A 17,395-nucleotide genomic window follows, 5' to 3' on the forward strand; every position below is an offset into this window, starting at 1 on the left:
GGACCGTGGGAGGCATGAACGTCCACTTGAAACGATGGCTCGTGGTCTCGGGGGCCGCGGTGGTCATCGCGGCGGGCGTCGTGGCCGGGGGGTCCTACTGGCGGCTCGAGAGCAATCTCCAGACCGTCGATCTCGCCAAGGAGATCACCCACCCCAGGCCTCCGTCGACGCCTGGCCGGCCCCTCAACATCCTCCTCCTCGGCAAAGATGACGGGCGGTCCGACACCGCCATGGTCGTGCAGCTCAACGCCAAGGGCGACCAGGCGCGGGTGGTCAGCATCCCGCGCGACACGATGGTGCCGCGGCCGAGGTGCGGGACGAACCCGCCGGCCGCGATCGCGATGTTCAACAGCGCGTTCACCACGGGTGGCGCGGCCTGCACGGTGGCGACGGTCGAGCAGCTGAGCGGCATCCGGATCGACCACTTCGTGCAGATCGACTTCAACGGCTTCCGGGACGTCATCGACCGGCTCGGCGGCATCGACGTCACGCTGCCCGAGGCGATCGACGACGACAAGAGCGGGCTGCACGTGCCGGCCGGGCCGACCAGGCTGGACGGGACGCAGGCGCTCGCGTTCGTGCGCACCCGCTACAGCATCGGTGACGGCAGCGACCTGAACCGGATCAAGAACCAGCAGCTGTTCATGCGGGCGCTGAGCGAGAAACTGGCGAACGAGAACTGGCTCGGCAGCCCGGCGAAAACGCTCGAACTCGCCGACATCCTGACGAAGTCCATCGTCACGGACAGCGAAATCGGCTCGATTCCGAAATTGGCCGATCTGGCGGGAAAGCTCACCGCTTTGAAACCGGACGCCATCACGTACGTGACGCTGCCGACCGAGACCTACCCACCCGATCCGAACCGGGTCCAGCCGAAGCAGCCCGAGGCGGACGCGCTCTGGCAGGCCGCCTGAGCTAGCAGGCCGCGCCCTGCCACTCGCGGCGAACCGAACCTGCGGTCCACGGCTGAGGAAACCCCCGGAACCCCTCAGCCGTGGACGCCGTGCCCCAGTCAGCCACTCTCACTTCGTCGGTCTCCCGGTCTCGTGAAGGACGTGGAGTCGAGGTTGTCAGACCGCCTCGTTATGGTGGGGTTCTGACCACCTGTCCGGTGCGTGCGCCGCAGCTCAGGCGGGCAGCACGCGTTTTCCGGACCGGACGAGGAGGAGGGCTGCTTGGGACCCCGTGGCGTCTTCGCGGAGCGCTTCGCGCTGCTCTACGCGGAGGCAGGCGACCCTCCTCTGAAACGAGTCACGGAGTCGGTCGCCCGTGCCCGCCGGACGGACGAACGGGGGCGTCCGCTGCGGGTGCCCGCCCAGCGCGTCAGCGACTGGCGGCGCGGGCGCAACGTCCCCGCCAGGTTCAGCGGGCTGAGCGCGGTCCTCGAGGTCCTGGTCGGCGAGGCCCGCAAGCGCAGGCCCCAGCCGGCGATCGACGGCCTGTACGAACTCGACGCGTGGCGTGCTCTCTGGGAAGAGGCGCTCGCGAGTCCCGTGACGGATTCCGGAACGCAGGTCCCAGAAGACAGCTCCGTCTGCCCGTACATGGGTCTGAGCGAATTCGGGCCGCAGGACGCGAATTGGTTCTTCGGCCGGGAAAGGGCGACGAACGCACTTCTCGACAGGCTGGACGACAACGGCATCACAATGCTCGTCGGCGCGTCCGGGGCGGGGAAGTCGAGCCTGATGAAGGCGGGCGTCCTGCCCCGGCTGAGCAAGGACGCCGTCGTCTTCTCCCCCGGCACCGACCCGCTGAAGGAGTTCGCGCTCCAGGTGCCGGAGCTGCTCCACACCCTGGAGGCGGCCGACGCGGACGCGCTCGCCGAGTTCGCGCACGAGGTGCAGGCCGCGGTCGGCGACCGGGTGGTGGTCGTCGACCAGTTCGAGGAGGCCTTCACCCTCGGCGGCGACGAGAACCGCCTGCGGATCTTCGTGCAGGCCCTGCACGCGGCCGCGGGGAAGACGTCGGTGGTGCTCGGCGTGCGGGCCGACTTCTACGCCCGCTGCCTCGACTTCCCCGAGCTCGCCGAGGCCCTGCAGAGCAGGCAGATGGTGCTCGGCGCGATGTCGGCGGCCGAGGTGCGCGACGCCGTGACGAACCCGGCCAAGGCCGCGGGCCTGCAGCTGGAGGCCGGTCTGGTCGACCTGGTGCTGCGCGACCTCGGCACGCACAACCGCCGCGGCAAGGACGCCTACGACGCGGGCGCGCTCCCCCTGCTCAGTCACGCGCTGCTGGTCACGTGGCAGCGCAGGCAGGCGGGCCGCCTCACGATCGCCGGGTACCGGGCGGCGGGCGGCATCCAGGGCGCCGTCGCCGCCACCGCCGAACGCGCCTGGTCCGATCTCGACGAACCGGCCAGGGCCGCCGCGCGGCAGCTGCTGTTGCGCCTGGTCAGGGTCGGTGACGACACCCAGGACACGCGCCGCCGCTCCACCCGGCGCAGCCTGCTGGAGGCGAGCACCAACCTGCCCGCCACGGAACGCGCGCTCGAGGTCCTCACGCACGCCCGTCTGATCACCACGGACGCGGGCTCGGTCGAGATCACCCATGAGGCGTTGCTGCACGCCTGGCCGCGGTTGCGCAGCTGGATCGACGAGGACAGGGCCGGCAACCTCACCCGGCAGCGCCTGGAGGAGGACGCGGCGGCGTGGTCCGAGAACGACCACGACTCCTCACTGCTCTACCGCGGCGCACGGCTGGAGGGCGTGCGCCACCAGCAGGACGTCACCACGATCGCCAAGGAGTTCGTGCGGACGTCGGAGCGCCAGCACCGCAAGAGCGTCTGGCTGCGCAGGTCGGCGGTCGCGCTGGTGGCGGTGTTCGCGCTGATCGCGGCGGGTGCGGCGGTGATAGCGGTGAACCAGCGCGACGACGCGCAGTTCCGCCAGGTCGTCTCCGAGGCCGACAGGCTGGCCGACACCGACCCGTCGCTCGCCGCCCAGCTGCTCCTCGCCGCGCACCGCATGCGTCCCGACGACGCCGAGGTCGGCTCCCGGCTGCTCGCGAACCAGCAGACCCCGCTCGCCGTGCCGTTGCAGGGGCACACCGGAGCGGTCTACCTGACGTCGTTCACCAGGGACGGCACGGTTCTCGCGACGGCGAGCTACGACCGCACCGCCCGGCTGTGGGACGTGCGGGACCGCTCGAACCCGAAGCCGCTCGCGGTGATCACCGGCCACGACGACTGGCTGACGTCGGCGGTGTTCTCGCCCGACGACAGCGTGCTCGCGACCACCGGCAACGACAGGACGATCCGGCTGTGGGACGTCACTGACAAGGCGCACCCCAAGGCGCTCAAGACGATCGAGACGGGCAACGGCACCAGCTACCTGCTGGAGTTCAGCCCGGACGGCAGGACTCTGGCCGCCGCGAACGAGGACAGGACCGCGAGGCTGTGGGACGTCGGCGATCCGGCGAACCCGCAGCCTCTCGGCGAACCGTTGCGCGGCGCGACGGCGGCGGTGCGCACGCTCGCGTTCTCCCCGGACGGAAGGACGCTCGCCACGTCCGGGGACGACCAGATCATCCGGCTCTGGGACGTCGCCACGAGGACGTCGATCGGCAAACCCATGCCCGGCCACACCGCCGGCGTGCACTCGGTGACGTTCAGCCCGGACGGCAGGCTCCTCGCGTCCGCCGCCGACGACACGACGGTGCGGCTCTGGGACCCGGCCGCGCAGGCTCCGGTCGGCGACCCGCTCGTCGGCCACACCGCCGGCGTGTGGTCGGTGAAGTTCAGCCCCGACGGGCAGATGCTCGCGTCCGGTGCCGGCGACGGCACCGCGCGGCTGTGGAACGTCACCGACCCGGCCGGCGCGGGCCAGATCGGCAAACCGCTCGCGGCGCCCAGCGGGGGCGTGTTCGCGGTCGGCTTCACACCGGACGGCCAGACCCTCGCCACGGGCGCGGGCGAGAACTCGGTGCGGCTGTGGTCGTTGCCGAAGCACGTGGCCAGGACGCCCACCGGGAACGCCGGCGTGACGTCGTTCAGCAAAGACGGCAGGCTGCTCGTGACGGCCGACGGCAACGGCGGCAAGGAGGGCAAGACCGCGCGGTTGTGGGACACCTCCGACCCGTTCACGCCGAAGCTCCTCGGTTCGGTGAAGGTGAGCCCGGACAAGGGTTCCGTGCGGGTGCAGCTGCGGCCGGACGGCAAGGTGCTCGGCACCTACGCGGGCGAGAAGGTGTTGCAGCTGTGGGACGCGAGCGATCCCGCGCGCGTCGTACCGCTCACGCCGCCGATGCCGCTCGGCACGAGGTTCACCAACCAGATCGTCTTCTCCCCCGACGGCCGGGTCATGGTGACCGGCGCCGACGACGAGTCCGTGCAACTGTGGGACGTCGGCGATCCCGCGAAGCCGGTCAAGCTCGGCGCTCCTCTCACCGGGCACGACGGATACGTCAACGACACGACGTTCAGCCCCGACGGCAGGACGATGGTGACCGCGAGCAGCGACCGCATGTTCCGGCTGTGGGACGTGTCCGACCCGGCGGGACCGAGGCTGCTCGGCAAGCCGATCGGCGACCACCGCGAACCGGTGCAGCGCGCCGTCTTCACGCCGGACGGCAGGACGTTGGTCACCGGCGGCACCGACAGGGCGATCCGGCTGTGGGACGTCCGCGACCGCGAGAAGCCGCAGGCGCTCAGCGTTCTCACCGGCCACACCCAGCAGGTCAGTTCGCTGGCGGTGACACCGGACGGCAGGATGCTGGTGAGCGGCAGCGCGGACAAAACGCTTCGCCTGTGGGACATGAGCAATCCCGCCGAGGCGAAGGCGCTGGGCACGCCGATGGCGCTCGCGTCCGGCGCGGAGCCGGGCGTCCAGTTCCGGCCGGGCAGCCGGGCGCTGGTGCTGTCGGGCGCGGGCGACGGTCTGTTGCGCGTGTGGGACGTCGACGTCTCCCACGAGGCCGAGCGCATCTGCGCCACGACGCGCGGTGCGCTCACGGAGGAGGTGTGGCGGACGCGCCTTCCGCAGGTCGAGTTCCACTCCCCTTGTTGAACCGCCTCACCGACAGCACTCCATCGATTACTGTCCGCTCCATGGGTCTTCTTGCTCGGGTCGGCAGCTTGCGCGCGGTCGTCGCGGTGACCGTGGGGTTCATCGCCCTCAACATGATTCTCGTGGTGCTCGGCAACGTCACGGACTACGGCACGAACGAGGCGTTCGTGCGGCACGTCCTGGCGATGGACACGACGTTCGGCGAAGGCCTGAAGTGGCGGGCGATCACGAGCCCGGCCGTCGTCACGATCGTTTACGTCGCGATCATCGCGTGGGAGGCGGTCTCCGCCGTCCTGCTGACCGCGGGCACCATCGCCTACCTCCGCGACAAGGAGGACAGCGCGCGCAGGTTCGCGTCCGCCGGTCTGCTGATGGTCGTGGCGCTGTTCCTCGGTGGCTTCATCACCATCGGCGGCGAGTGGTTCGCGATGTGGCAGTCGAAGGACTGGAACGGCATCAGCGCCGCCCTGCGCATGGTGACCATCGCGGGCTTCGCGTTGATCCTCGTGCACCTCAACCCGCGTCGGGCCACTCCGTAGTCGGCTTCACGCAGAACACCGGCCCGACCCCGGCGTCGGCGCCGAGTGCCGTCCACCAGTCGCGCTGCTCGGCGTCCTCGATCGCGTCGACCACGACGAGCCCACCGGCCTCGTGCACGAACCCGATGAGGTCGCTGAGCACGTGCGACACCAGCTCGTCCGGCTTCTGGCAACGCCCCTTCACCCGCACGGCCGTGACGCCGAGCGACCGCACCAGTTCGATCTCCGCGGTGGAGCCCTGGAAGTCGCGGGCGCCGATGTGGATTCCCATGTCCGACAACAGGATCAGGTTGTCGGCGGCCTCGCTGTCCTCCGCCGCGAGCACGTGGACGGGGAACCCGAGCAGCAACCGCCCGGCCTGCAGCCCGGTGTCCGCGAGCACGCGCCGGACGTCCCGCACCAGGTCCGGGCTGTTCGCCATGCTCTCGGTCAGGCAGACGGCGAGCCTCTCCTCGTGCAGGCACGCGGTCTCCGCGGCCGTCCGCAACATCCACTCGCCGAGCGGCAGCATCAGCCCGGTGTGCTCGGCCATGGCCACGCACTTCTCGTTCGGGATGAGCCCGACGTCGCGGTGCCGCCAGTTGAGCTCGGCCTCGACACAGATCCGCCCCGTCCCGTCGAGCTTCATGACGGGGTTGAACACGACGTCGATCTCGCCGCTCTCCCAGGCACCGGGCATGACCGCGGCGAGAGCGAACTCCTCCTGCTCCCGCTTGTCCTGCGTGGCGTCGTGCAGCCCCCACTGCCGCCGCCCGATGCGCTGGGCACGCCGCAACGTCATGTCCGAGGCCCGTAAGACCTCGGCGGGATGATCACCGGGGTGCAGCCGCGGCAACACCCCGATCGTCGCCGACACCGCCACCCCGTGCTCCCCGAAGTAGACGGGCTCGGCCAGTTCGTGCTCGATCGTCCGGATCGTCGTGTCGACGTCCGGCGTCTCGGGCCCGTTCTCGACCAGCACGGCGAACTCGTCACCCTCGAGCCGCGCGACCATCGCCTTCTCGGCGGAGAACACGGAACTCAACCGCTCCGCCACGAGCTTCAACACCTTGTCGCCGACCTCGCGCCCCAGCCCGTCCGTGATCACCGCGAAGGCGTCGAGGTCCAGGTGGTACAGCGTCACGCCGAACTCGATGTCGCTGTGCAGCAACGACTCCAGGCGCGTCGTGAGGTACTGCCGGTTCGGCAGCCCGGTCAACGCGTCGTGCAACGACTGGTACTGCAACCGCCCACCCAGCAACGTGAGCTGGCTGTCGTCGTCGATCATCAACACGAAGTGCCGCGGGTTGTCCTCGGCGTCCTTCTGCATGGTGGCCGCCATCAACACCCGGAAGTGCTCGCCATCCCGATCGATGAGCCGGGGCCGTTCCTCGACGCGCCGCATCCGCCCGTACCGCAGACTCATCAGCGCGTCGTTGACGAGCGGCAGATCCGCGGGCGCGATCAAATCGGTGAGCGTCATCCCCGCGATGTCCTCGCGCCGCAGGATGGTGCACAAGGCCTCGTTGGCCCGTTCCAGCGACCCGTCGAGGCCGACCATCGCAATTCCGGTCGACGAGTGCGTGAAAATGTCCTCGAACCGCTCCTCGCTGGCCTGCAAATCCAGCTGCACAGCCCGATTGGCCCGCAACAGGGCCTGGCTGACACTCTCCTGCTGCTCCAGCACGAATGCCTGAATCGCGGCGGTATAAGCAGCCGACACGGCCCCGATCACCAACGCGGCCCGCTCGGCATCCGCCCCCTCCCGAGCGACGAAACGCGCAAGGAAGTCGAGCGACACCCGCAGACTGTCCGCGCCCACGCAGTGGATCTCCACCAGCCGAGTCCCCACCCGCGAGGCGACGTCGGGCTCCTCGACCAGCGCCTCGGCCACCACGTTGAGCAGCTCGTGCAACTCTTCGATCAGCTTGGCCGCGGAGAACGGTACGTACGCGGTCCGACTGACCTTGATCGCCCAGTCGCGCGCCAGCTCGTCACGTCCCAGAGGGCGTGACGGTCTCGCGTCGTCCTGGCTCGGCAATCCGTTCCACCTGACCTGCTCGGCGAGCAACGGTGCGGAAGCCTACCGCCAGCAATCCACACCGTCCCATTGCGCGGGGCCGTTCCCCCCAACGGGGGTATAGCGATGTCTGAGTGTTACACCCTTTACTCGCTCAATCGGACCAATTTTCTCACGACGCGGCGCAACCCTCGACCCACGATCGGGGCAGAGGCGACCAACGGAGGTTTGGCAACGGTGAACGGCGGTGGGTGACGGCAGGGCGGGGTGGGGCGGGCAGGGCGGGACAGCGAGGTGGGGCGTCCTCGGCGAGGAGGAACCGGCGGAGGGGTCCCATCGCCACCGCGACCGAACCAGGCAACGCGCAGCCGCTCCGAACAACAGGCGTGCCGCGAAAGCAGCGATCAGGCTCCCAAGATGTGCCGCAACTGCCCCAGCAGATCCGACCGCGACGTGGACCCCAACCGTTGCCTCATCCGAGCCATGTGGTGCTCAACGGTCTTGGCGGAGATGAACAACCGATCCCCCACCTGCCGATAGGTCATCCCCTCCAACACCAACTGAGCCACCTCCCGCTCCCGATCACTCAACTTCCCGGCATCCTCAGCGACAGGAACGACATCCGCGGCCTCAGAAGCCCGCCGAGCAGAAACCGGCCGCCCCTGCAACAACCGAGCACAGTCCAGCAACCGCACCATCGCCTGCCGGTCAGACGTCCGAATAGCAGCCTGCCCGGCCAACCGCGAGGCGTCCCACCACAGCCCGACCGCATGCAGACTGCGGGCAGCTTCCTCTACCCGATCCGCGTCGACCTTCCCGGCGACGACGTCCAGCCAGCACTCAGCGGCACCGGACAGGATCAGGCAATACCGGCTGGAATCCCGGCAGGCAGCCAAAGCGGCCGCGTGTTCCTCCGCAGCAGCGGAGTTCTCGTCGATGATCGCCGCGTGCAGCAACCCCCAGTGGATCTGCGCGGCCCACAACGGCGGGTTCCCCAGGGAGCGCAGCAGAGCGGAGGCCTGCGCGAGGTGCGGCGCCAGCCGCTCCTGGTCGCGCAGCCGGGCCGCCGCGGCGGCGAACTCGCCCAGCGGCAGCAGGCTGAACAGGTCCACGGGGTGCCGCAGCACTGCCTCGCAGGCCTGTTCCCAGGTGCGGCGCAACGTGGCCAGGTCGGAGTTGCGCCGGGCGACGCCCACTTCCAGGGCCACCGCGAAGATCCAGTCACGGGGTTCGAAAGCGCCCCGGACGGACAGCAGGGTCTCGCGGGCCACGGCCAGGTTGCCGCGCAGCATGTGCAGCCAGGCCTGCAACAGGCGGTGGCGGACGGACATCAGCACTCCGCCGGTGCCGTTCTCGACGGCCCGGTCGAGCACGGACTCGGCCACGTTCGGCTCGCCGCAGTGCAGGGCCACGAGGGCTGCCAGGGCGGCTGGGCTGTCCGGCAGCAGCACGGCTCCGCCGGCGGGTTCGAGCATCGAGGATGCTCTGACCAAAGTGGACAGTGCGGCTGTTTCCGCTCCCGCCACCGACTGGCGGACGCCCTGCAGCATCAGCGATGCCGCGCCGCCCAGCATCGTCGGGGGTTGCGGGGGCGTCTCCTCGAACAGGTGGCCGGTGCCGATCAGGCCGATGCCGGCGAAGGCGGCGGCGTAGGGGGTGGCCGCCCAGCGGAAGAGTTCGGTGCTGCGGGCCAGCTGGCCGCGGTGGGCCAGGGCGACGGCCGCCACCTCGGCCGCGGTTCTGCGGTGGGGTGAGTCCGGGGCGCTGATGACCAGGTCCGCGAGGCGCAGTGCGCCGTCCAGGTCTCCTGCCATCGCCGAGGCCGTGGCCCAGGAGGCGGCGGTTTCGGCGGACGGGGTTCCGCCGCCGGTGGAGGCCTTGAACAGGCCTGCTGCCAGGGCGGGGTCCGACGACAGGGCCTCGCGGGCGGCCGCGACGAACACCGGGCCGCCGATGCCGGTGTCCAGCAGGGGGCGGACGAGGTCGAGCACGGGGCCGCCGCGGTCCAGTTGCAGCTGGGCGAGTTTCTGGCGCACGGCGATGCGGCGTTCGGTGCGGGTCAGGGATCCGACGGCGCGCAGGGCCAGCGGCAGCAGGGTGCCGTCCTCGGCGAGCATGCCGGTGGCGCGGGCGGCCTCGATGATGTCGCTGACCTCGTCGAAGTCCTTGTCCAGCAACGCGGACAGCAGATCGAGCCGCTGGCCCGCGCCGGCTTCGGCGGCGATCAGGAACTTCTGCAGGTCCGGGTCGAGCCAGTCGAGCTCGGCGCGGAACGCGGCCAGCGCGTCGGCGGAGACCTCGGACGTGGCGCCGAGGCGTTCCACGAACCGCGGCACGCCAAGGGTTTGCGCGTACACGAAGTCCGCGACGGGCTTACCGGCGTTCAGCAGCTCGCGGACCTGGTCACGGGTCAGGGGCGCCAACGGCACGACGACGGCGCCGTGGGTCAGTTCGGCCAGCGCCGCGCGGCGTGGCCAGGGGCGGTGGGCAAGCACCAGAAGCGGTTCCGCGGCAAGGGCGCGCAACGAAGCATCGTCCAGCAGGTGCGCGTCGTCCACCACGCGCACAGCGGTGTTGGTGATCTCCGAAAGCAGCGCTGTCTTGCCGTAACCACCAGGTGCCGCGACGACGACGCGCAGGCGGGTGCCGGCGTCGGCGTCGTTGATCCGGTCGAGGACACCCCGCACGGGGGCGTCCAGCACCAACCTGTCTCGCGTGGTCACGCTCAACGGCCGTCCTCATCATCGTCTCGGGATCGGGAGCCGGAACCGGCGCGGCGTCCGGCGGGTTTGAGCGCGCTCGTGACGCGCTTCACCCGCCTCGGCGGCAGTTCCAGCGGGGACACGTCCACCGGGGGGCGGGGCGGTGGCGCGGAGAACTCGTCGTCGTCGGGGTTCGGGACCTCGCCGACGGGGAAGCGCAACGACGCTTCGCGGGTGTGCACCAGGACCGAGGTCTCGAGCGGTTCGGGCTCGACCTCGGGACCCAGCAGGACCAGGCGCGCGGCGACGGCGAGGCCCTTGGCGACCGAGTGCTCGGGGGCGGCCTCGGCCAGCACGCGGCAGTCGACCGACGACGACAGCGCGTCGCCGATCACGGTCAGCCGGCAGCCGCCGCCGACGAGCAGCACGGCGTCGGGCTGCGCCGGTCCGAGCGCCCGGACGAAAGTGCCGACCAGGTGGTCGACGGACGGGCGGACCTCGTCGACGAACTCGTCGCGCGTGATCTCCACGCCGCTGACCACCACGGACGGGCCGAACGCGCGCTTCGCCGCCTCGCACTCGGCGGCCGAAACCCGGCCGTCCTTGCCGAGCCGCCCGCGCACCAGGCCGAGCAGCAGGTCGTCGAAGTCGGCGCCGGTGTGGTGGTCGACGCCTTCGACGTGGTTGACCAGCTCGAACGTCCGGTTCTGCGCGCGGCGGACGACCGACGCGGAGAACGCGTGGCTGCCCAGCGAGAACACCGCCAACGTCGCCTCCGGCACCACCCGTGCGCGCACGGCGTGGTTCTCGGCGGCCGCCAACGGCTCGGGAACGAGCGTCACGTCGTGCAGGCCGACGGCCCGCAACGCCGCGTAGAGCTGCCCTCGGCGATAGGGGCCCCACCCGGCAGGGTGACTCACCGCCAGATGACGGGGCTTCTCACCCTCCCGGGCGACCACCTCGCCGACGACCCACATCACGAGCAGCGCGGTGAGCTCCTCGGCCGGGCACATCTCCGGGCCCAGCGAGAACGGCACCGCGTCGCCGACCCGCCGGGCGAAACCGGAGGCCGTCCAGCCGGGTGCGCCACGGTCGCCGACCGAGAACGTGCCGGCATCCGTGAGCTGCAGCAGCGACGGCACGACCAGGGCGATCTCGGCATCCCGGGCACCGTCGAGGCGGCACACGGCAGCCGTCGTCCGGGTGGTCCCGACATCGACTCCGAGTACGTACGCCAAGTCCCTACCTCACCTGTTCGCAGCAGCGAGCACTACCTACACGGGTGAATGAGAGACGCTCAAGCGAGGCCCCTAATCCCCTAGGGGGTCAACGAACGTCACCCCATTGGGGAACGGGGATTCACTGGGAGTGATCCCCGATGCAGGTAGACGCCCCGCTCTCATAGCTTTCGAGCCGCACACCCCGACCTAGCTACGTGCCACAACAGGAGTTCCTTCGATGATCCAGCCCACGACGCTCCACGACTTCGTCCTCAGCCTCCTGAGCGACCCCGCCCTGAAGACCGCGTTCGCGAACGACGCCCAGGGCACCCTGGAGCAGGCCGGGCTGGCCGACATCACGGCAGTCGACGTGCAGGAAGTCATCCCGCTGGTGCTCGACCTGGTCCCCGCTGTCGACGGTCTGCCCACCATCGAGAGCCTCGACCTGAACCTGCCGGCCGACGACCTGCTCGCCGAAGGCCCGCTCGGCGCCATCAGCCAGCTGCAGGCCGTCGCGTCTCAGCTGACCTCGTCGGGTGTGAGCCTCAGCGACCTCCACACCTCCTCCGCGGGTGTGCTCGCCGCCGATGCGGACGGTCTCAACCTCCTGATCGGCAACAACACCCTGGGTGACATCACCTCGGCCGGCCTCGGCCTGGGCGGCGACTTCTCCGTCGTCGGCGACGTGACCTCGGTGCTCGACCAGACCACGTCCCCGCTGACCGGCACCGTCCTCGACGTGGCCGACACGGCCACCGCGACCGTCGACGCGCCGCTCGAGGGCGTCACCTCGACCGTTCCGGCCGTGGACGGCGTGCTCGGCGAGCTGACCGGCGTGACCGGTCTCGCCCACGACGCCCTGGGCGTGCTCGGCGGCAGCGACGTCCTCCTGGGCGGCCTGCACGCCGGCGGCATCGACACCCTGTCCACCGGCAACGTCGCGGTGCACTCCACCGAGACCGTCGCGGACGTGCACAACACCGTCACCGGTGTCGTCGGCACGGCGACCGGCACCGCGACCGGCCTGGTCGGCGACGCGGGCGTCGGCAACGTGCTGGGCACCGTCACCGACGTGACCCACAACGTCCCGGTCGTCGGCGACCTGGACCTGGGCCTGCTCGGCTGAGCCACCCTCCCCACGCGGACCGGCCCTGTCTTTCGCGGACAGGGCCGGTTCGTCGTCTCGGCTGACAAAAAGATCAAAGCGGTTCACGTCTCATCTGGTGAGCAACGTCACGGTCCTCCCGAACAGGCCCACCAGCCCGAACAAACCCGCTATCGCATTCGAGGCTTTCACCCAAGGGGGTGAACACGGCACTATGAGTCAGGTGATGGCACCGCCCTGGCTCGACGTGCTCGACGAGACGATCGGGGCCTGCGTCACGCACCGGAGGCCCGACCTGGAGGCCCGGCTGCGGGAGAAGCGGGCACAGCAACTGGACCCCAAGTTGCGCGTTCTCGTCGTCGGCGAGTCCAAACAAGGCAAGAGTCAGCTCGTCAACGCGTTGCTCAACGCCCCCGTGTGCGCGGTGGGCGACGACATCACGACGACCGTGCCGACCTTCGTCCAGCACGCCGACACGCCGTCGGCGGCGCTGGTCCGCAACGCGTCCGCGGGCGGGTCGATCTTCCACACCCCGACCGAGCGCATCGCCGTGCCGATCGACCAGGTGACGAAACAGGCCGCCGCCCAGCACGTCGTGCGCGCCGAGATCGGCATCCCGCGCGCGCTGCTCGACAGCGGGCTCGTCCTGATCGACACGCCCGGCGTCGGCGACACCCGCTCCGCGCACACCGCCAGCACCTTCGCGACGCTGATGCAGGCGGACGCCGTGCTGCTGGTGTCCGACGCGACCGGCGAGCTGACCGCGGCGGAGATGACGCTGCTCAAGAAGGTCATGGAGGCCTGCCCGAACGTCACGGTGGTCGTCACCAAGATCGACCTCGTGCCGAGCTGGCGCAGCGTCGTGGAGCGCAACCGGGTGCTGCTGGCCAGGGCCGGCGTCCGCGCGAAGCTCATCCCCGTGTCGAGCGCGCTGCGACTGCGCGCCGCGAAGACCGGCGACCAGCGCCTCAACACCGAGTCCGGCTTCCCCGAGCTGGTGTCGTGCGTGCAGAGCGACATCGTGGCGAGCGCAGACCTGCTGGCCCGCCGCGCCGTGGCCGTCGTGGCGTCCAGTGCGCTCACGCAGCTCGTCACGCCGTTGCGCGAGGAGCTGACGGCCCACGACTCGTCCCGCACCGTCGCCACGATCTCGACGCTGCAGGAGGCCCAGCGGCGCGTCGACGAGTTGCGGCGCCGGTCCGCGCGCTGGCAGAACGTGCTGAACGACGAGATGGCCGACCTGATCTCCGACGTCGAGTACGACCTGCGCGACCGCACGCGCAAGATCCTGCGCGAGGTCGACAAGACCTACGACGAGGCCGATCCCGCGATCGGCTGGGACAAGTTCGAGCAGTGGCTCGAGGACAACCTCAACGAGGCCGCCACCACGAACTTCGCCTGGCTCATGGAACGCGCGGAGTGGGTCGCCGCGAAGGTCGCGCGGAACTTCCCCGTCTACCGCGAGGACCTGATCCCCGGCTCGGTGCTGCCGGACGACCTGCTGGAGCCCGCGAGCAAGCTGGAGAAGCCGAAGATCGAGCCGTTCTCCGTGCCGCAGAAGCTCTTCACGGGTCTGCGCGGCTCCTACGGCGGTGTGCTGATGTTCGGTCTGGTCACGTCGCTGGCGGGCATGCCGCTGATCAACGTGATCTCGCTCGGCGCTGGCGCGCTGTTCGGCGGGAAGTCCATCCTGGACGAGTCGGACCAGCGGCTGAAGCGCCGCCAGGCCGCCGCGAAGGCCGCCGCGCAGCGGCACGTCGACGACTTCTTCATGAAGTTCTCCAAGGACGTCCGCGACTCCGGGCGGCACATCCAGCGCTCGCTGCGCAACCACTTCAGCACCCTCGCCGAGGAGCTGCAGGAGACGTTGCTGGAGTCGGCCCGCAGCGCCAAGCGCGCGGTGCAGGACGACCAGACCGACCGCGAGCGCAGGATGCGGGAGGGCCGCAAGGAGCTGGACAAGCTCGTCACGCTCTACAAGAGGGTTCAGGCGCTCGGGGGTCCCGCGATGGAGCTCACCGCGTGACCTTGGACCGCGTCGTCTGGTCGATGCTGCAGGAGGCGATGGGGGTCTACCGCGACAGCCCCCGCGCCACGGCCTGGCTGCGCTCGCACGCCGAGCGCTACACCGAACCCGTGCGGATCGCGGTGGCCGGCCGGTCGCGGATCGGCAAGTCCACCGTGGTCAACGCGCTGATCGGCGACGAGTTCACGCCGCAGGCCTCGTTCGTCTGGTACCGCGGCGGTGCCGAGCCCCGTGCGCACGTGTTCACCGGTCCCGGACGTCCGCACGAGCTCGCGCTCGGCAGGCGCGGCCACCGCCACCACGTCGAGGCGGGCCAGTTCGACCGCGCCGACCGGGTCGTCGTGGACTGGCCGGCGCGGACGCTGCGCGACGTCGTGCTGATCGACACCCCGTCCGAGGCGACACCGGAGCAGGTGCTCGGGGACGCGGACGCGTTGGTGTACCTGATGCGGCACGTGCAGGACGAGGACCTGAAGTTCCTGCAGTCCGCCAACGACCATCCCATCGCGCGGAGTGCCGCGGTCCACACGGTCGCGGTGCTCGCGCGCGCCGACGAGATCGGAGCCGGGCGGATCGACGCGCTGTCGTCGGCCAAGCAGATCGCGCGCCGCTACCGCCGCGACCCGGCCGTGCAACCGTTGTGCCAGAACGTGGTCTCGGTCGCGGGGTTGCTGGCGGTGGCGGCGAGGACGTTGCGGGAGGACGAGTTCGCGGCGCTGCGGCTGCTGTCGTCGCTGGGGCGGGAGGAGCTCGAGGACCACCTGCTGTCGGCGGACCGGTTCGCCGGCGACCAGTTCCCGCTGACGATGGAACCCGTTGTGCGGCAGGCGTTGCTGGAACGCTTCGGGATCTTCGGCGTGCGGCTGATCACCGCGTTGATCCGCCAGGGCTTCGACTCGCAGGTGAAGCTGACCGGGCAACTGGTGCAGCGCAGCGGGCTCGGCGAGCTGCGCGACTCGATCGCCGTGCACTTCACCGAACGGCGTGAGGTGCTCAAGGCGCGGTCGGCGTTGCTGGCGCTCGACGTGCTGTTCCGGATGGAGCCGCGGCAGAACGCCCGCAAGCTGGTGGCCGACCTCGAACGGGTCGTCGCCTCCGCGCACGACTTCCGCGAGCTCCGGCTGATCGCCGCACTGCAGTCGGGACGCACGAAACTGCCCGCCGAGCTGCAGACCGAGGCGTTGCGGCTCGTCGGCGCCGAGGGCGTGGCCCCGGCGGCGCGGCTCGGGTTCGAGTACGAGGCCGACGGCCGTGAGCTGCGCGAGGCGTTGCTCGACGCGCTGGTGCGGTGGCAGGCGCAGGCCGCGGACGTGCACGCGTCGCACGACCACCGGAAGGCCGCCCAGATCGTGGTGCGCACGTGCGAGGGGCTACTCGCCCAGTTCGGCTGAGGCACGATGGGGCCCATGGAACTCGTGCGGTGGGAGCCTGACCACTTCGGCTACATGCTGCGGTGGGCGTCCGATCCCCGGATGACGGCACACGTCGGCAACGGCATGCCCTGGACGCCGGACTACGTGACCGAACGCCACGAGCAGGCGCTGAAGCACTGGGAGGACCACGGTTTCGGCCTGCACCTGGTGGTCGAGGACGGCGTCGGCGTCGGGCTGGGGCAGATGCTCGACGGCGACCTGGGGCAGATCGAGATCGGCTACTGGATCGACCCGGCGTGGTGGGGCCGCGGGATCGCCACGGTCGTCGCCACCGAACTGCGGGACAAGGCGCTCGCCATCGCCGACCGGGTCGTCGCGGCGCACCAGGCGGACAACACCGCGTCCGGGCGCGTGCTCGAGAAGGCCGGACTGACGTACTTCACCAGCAGGTACCGGGGCGGAAGACTCGAGCACCATTACGCGTTGCAGCGTGGCATGAGCGACACGGGGGTTTTGCGCTACAGCGCGTTCACGGAGGACCCGGCGGGCGGCAACCCGGCCGGGGTGGTGCTCGACGCGAGCGACCTGACCGACGAGGAGATGCTCGCGATCGCCGCGCGCGTCGGGTACTCGGAGACGGCGTTCGTGGTGCCGCGGGCCGAGGAACGGGCGTTCGACGTCCGGTACTTCAGCCCCAAGGCGGAGGTGCCGTTCTGCGGGCACGCCACCATCGCCACGGGCGTCGCGCTGGCCGAGCGGATCGGGGACGGGCCGCTGACCTTCTTCACCCCGGCCGGCGAGGTGGCGGTGCAGACCTCCGGCGGCACGGCATCGCTGACCAGCGTGCCGACCTCGTCCGCCGTCGCCGACCCCGCGCTGGTCTCCGCGGCCCTCAAGGCGTTGGGGTACGCGGAGATCGGGGACGCGCCGGTGCACATCGGGTTCGGCGGCGCACGGCACCTGCTGGTCCCGATGAAGGACCGCGCGCAGCTCGCTGCCCTGGAGTACGACTTCGACGCGTTGCGGGACCTGATGCTGGAGCACGACCTGACGACGGTGCACCTGTACTGGCGCGAGTCGGCGGACGTCGTGCACGCGCGGGACCCGTTCCCGGTCGGCGGGGTCGTGGAGGACGCGGCCACCGGTGCCGCGGCGGCCGCGTTCGGCGGCTACCTGCGTGATCTCGAAGGGCCGCAGCGGTTCGTGATCCTGCAGGGCGAGGACATGGGGCGGCCGTCACGGCTGGAGGTCGACGCCACCCGCGAGGACCGGCGGGTCACCGTGACCGGTGCCGCCGTCGTCATTTCCTGAGTTGTGCTCGACGCTGCTGCCGCAGTGCGCAGGGTGTACCACGGCAGCAGCGTCGAACGAGGGGTGCGCACCCTCCCGCGCCGGACCCCTGTGCGCTGCCGCAAAGCGCCGGGCCGG

At 70.6% G+C, this 17,395-nt stretch carries 10 protein-coding genes; 7 read left to right on the forward strand and 3 right to left on the reverse strand.

Translation table 11 applies throughout. The features are described 5' to 3' along the window. Positions 1-14 precede the first annotated feature (14 nt). From ND450_RS29120 to ND450_RS29130, 3 genes are all read left to right on the forward strand, one after another. Complete coding sequence (locus ND450_RS29120; protein WP_089909014.1) at positions 15-914, forward strand: LCP family protein; 900 nt, start codon at positions 15-17, stop codon at positions 912-914. 261 nt (positions 915-1,175) lie between these two features. Beyond that, positions 1,176-5,003: a hypothetical protein gene (locus tag ND450_RS29125; RefSeq protein WP_253321711.1), complete on the forward strand. Its 3,828-nt coding sequence runs from the start codon at positions 1,176-1,178 to the stop codon at positions 5,001-5,003. A 41-nt stretch (positions 5,004-5,044) separates the two neighbouring features. Beyond that, positions 5,045-5,542 (forward strand): DUF2165 domain-containing protein, encoded by a 498-nt coding sequence (locus ND450_RS29130; protein ID WP_089909008.1) that lies wholly within the window; start codon positions 5,045-5,047, stop codon positions 5,540-5,542. Here the strand turns inward: ND450_RS29130 and ND450_RS29135 are convergent. From ND450_RS29135 to ND450_RS29145, 3 genes are all read right to left on the reverse strand, one after another. Further along, the gene (locus ND450_RS29135; protein ID WP_253321712.1) at positions 5,517-7,562 is read right to left on the reverse strand and encodes a diguanylate cyclase domain-containing protein; all 2,046 of its coding nucleotides are present in this window, start codon (positions 7,560-7,562) and stop codon (positions 5,517-5,519) included. The genes ND450_RS29130 and ND450_RS29135 overlap by 26 nt on opposite strands. A gap of 383 nt (positions 7,563-7,945) precedes the next feature. Beyond that, positions 7,946-10,264 (reverse strand): LuxR family transcriptional regulator, encoded by a 2,319-nt coding sequence (locus ND450_RS29140; RefSeq protein ID WP_253321713.1) that lies wholly within the window; start codon positions 10,262-10,264, stop codon positions 7,946-7,948. Positions 10,265-10,266: 2 nt separating this feature from the next. Further along, entirely contained in the window at positions 10,267-11,481 is a 1,215-nt protein-coding gene (locus tag ND450_RS29145; protein WP_253321714.1) for an Hsp70 family protein, read from the reverse strand. Positions 11,482-11,701: 220 nt separating this feature from the next. On the opposite strand from ND450_RS29145, the gene ND450_RS29150 reads away from it, so the two are divergent. The 4 genes from ND450_RS29150 to ND450_RS46105 all read left to right on the forward strand — a co-directional run bounded on the left by ND450_RS29150 (position 11,702) and on the right by ND450_RS46105 (position 17,278). Continuing rightward, entirely contained in the window at positions 11,702-12,589 is an 888-nt protein-coding gene (locus ND450_RS29150; protein WP_253321715.1) for an IniB N-terminal domain-containing protein, read from the forward strand. Positions 12,590-12,794: 205 nt separating this feature from the next. Continuing rightward, the gene (locus tag ND450_RS29155) at positions 12,795-14,594 is read left to right on the forward strand and encodes a dynamin family protein (RefSeq protein WP_253328020.1); all 1,800 of its coding nucleotides are present in this window, start codon (positions 12,795-12,797) and stop codon (positions 14,592-14,594) included. Continuing rightward, on the forward strand, positions 14,591-15,985 hold the full coding sequence (locus tag ND450_RS29160; RefSeq protein ID WP_253321716.1) for a hypothetical protein: 1,395 nt from the start codon (positions 14,591-14,593) through the stop codon (positions 15,983-15,985). The genes ND450_RS29155 and ND450_RS29160 overlap by 4 nt, the downstream gene beginning before the upstream one ends. A 15-nt stretch (positions 15,986-16,000) precedes the next feature. Then, positions 16,001-17,278, forward strand: a complete 1,278-nt coding sequence (locus tag ND450_RS46105) for a PhzF family phenazine biosynthesis isomerase (RefSeq protein WP_371927432.1) — start codon at positions 16,001-16,003, stop codon at positions 17,276-17,278. The last annotated feature ends 117 nt before the right edge of the window (positions 17,279-17,395 follow it).

The organism is Lentzea sp. HUAS12, from assembly GCF_024125735.1.
GTDB classification, from domain to species: domain Bacteria; phylum Actinomycetota; class Actinomycetes; order Mycobacteriales; family Pseudonocardiaceae; genus Lentzea; species Lentzea albida.

What these genes read in the sequence shown, in the direction of transcription:
- ND450_RS29120 (WP_089909014.1), top strand. Translation starts at nt 15, where the DNA reads ATGAACGTCCACTTGAAACGATGGCTCGTGGTCTCGGGGGCCGCGGTG.
- ND450_RS29130 (WP_089909008.1), top strand. Translation starts at nt 5,045, where the DNA reads ATGGGTCTTCTTGCTCGGGTCGGCAGCTTGCGCGCGGTCGTCGCGGTG.
- ND450_RS29150 (WP_253321715.1), top strand. Translation starts at nt 11,702, where the DNA reads ATGATCCAGCCCACGACGCTCCACGACTTCGTCCTCAGCCTCCTGAGC.
- ND450_RS29155 (WP_253328020.1), top strand. Translation starts at nt 12,795, where the DNA reads ATGGCACCGCCCTGGCTCGACGTGCTCGACGAGACGATCGGGGCCTGC.
- ND450_RS46105 (WP_371927432.1), top strand. Translation starts at nt 16,001, where the DNA reads ATGGAACTCGTGCGGTGGGAGCCTGACCACTTCGGCTACATGCTGCGG.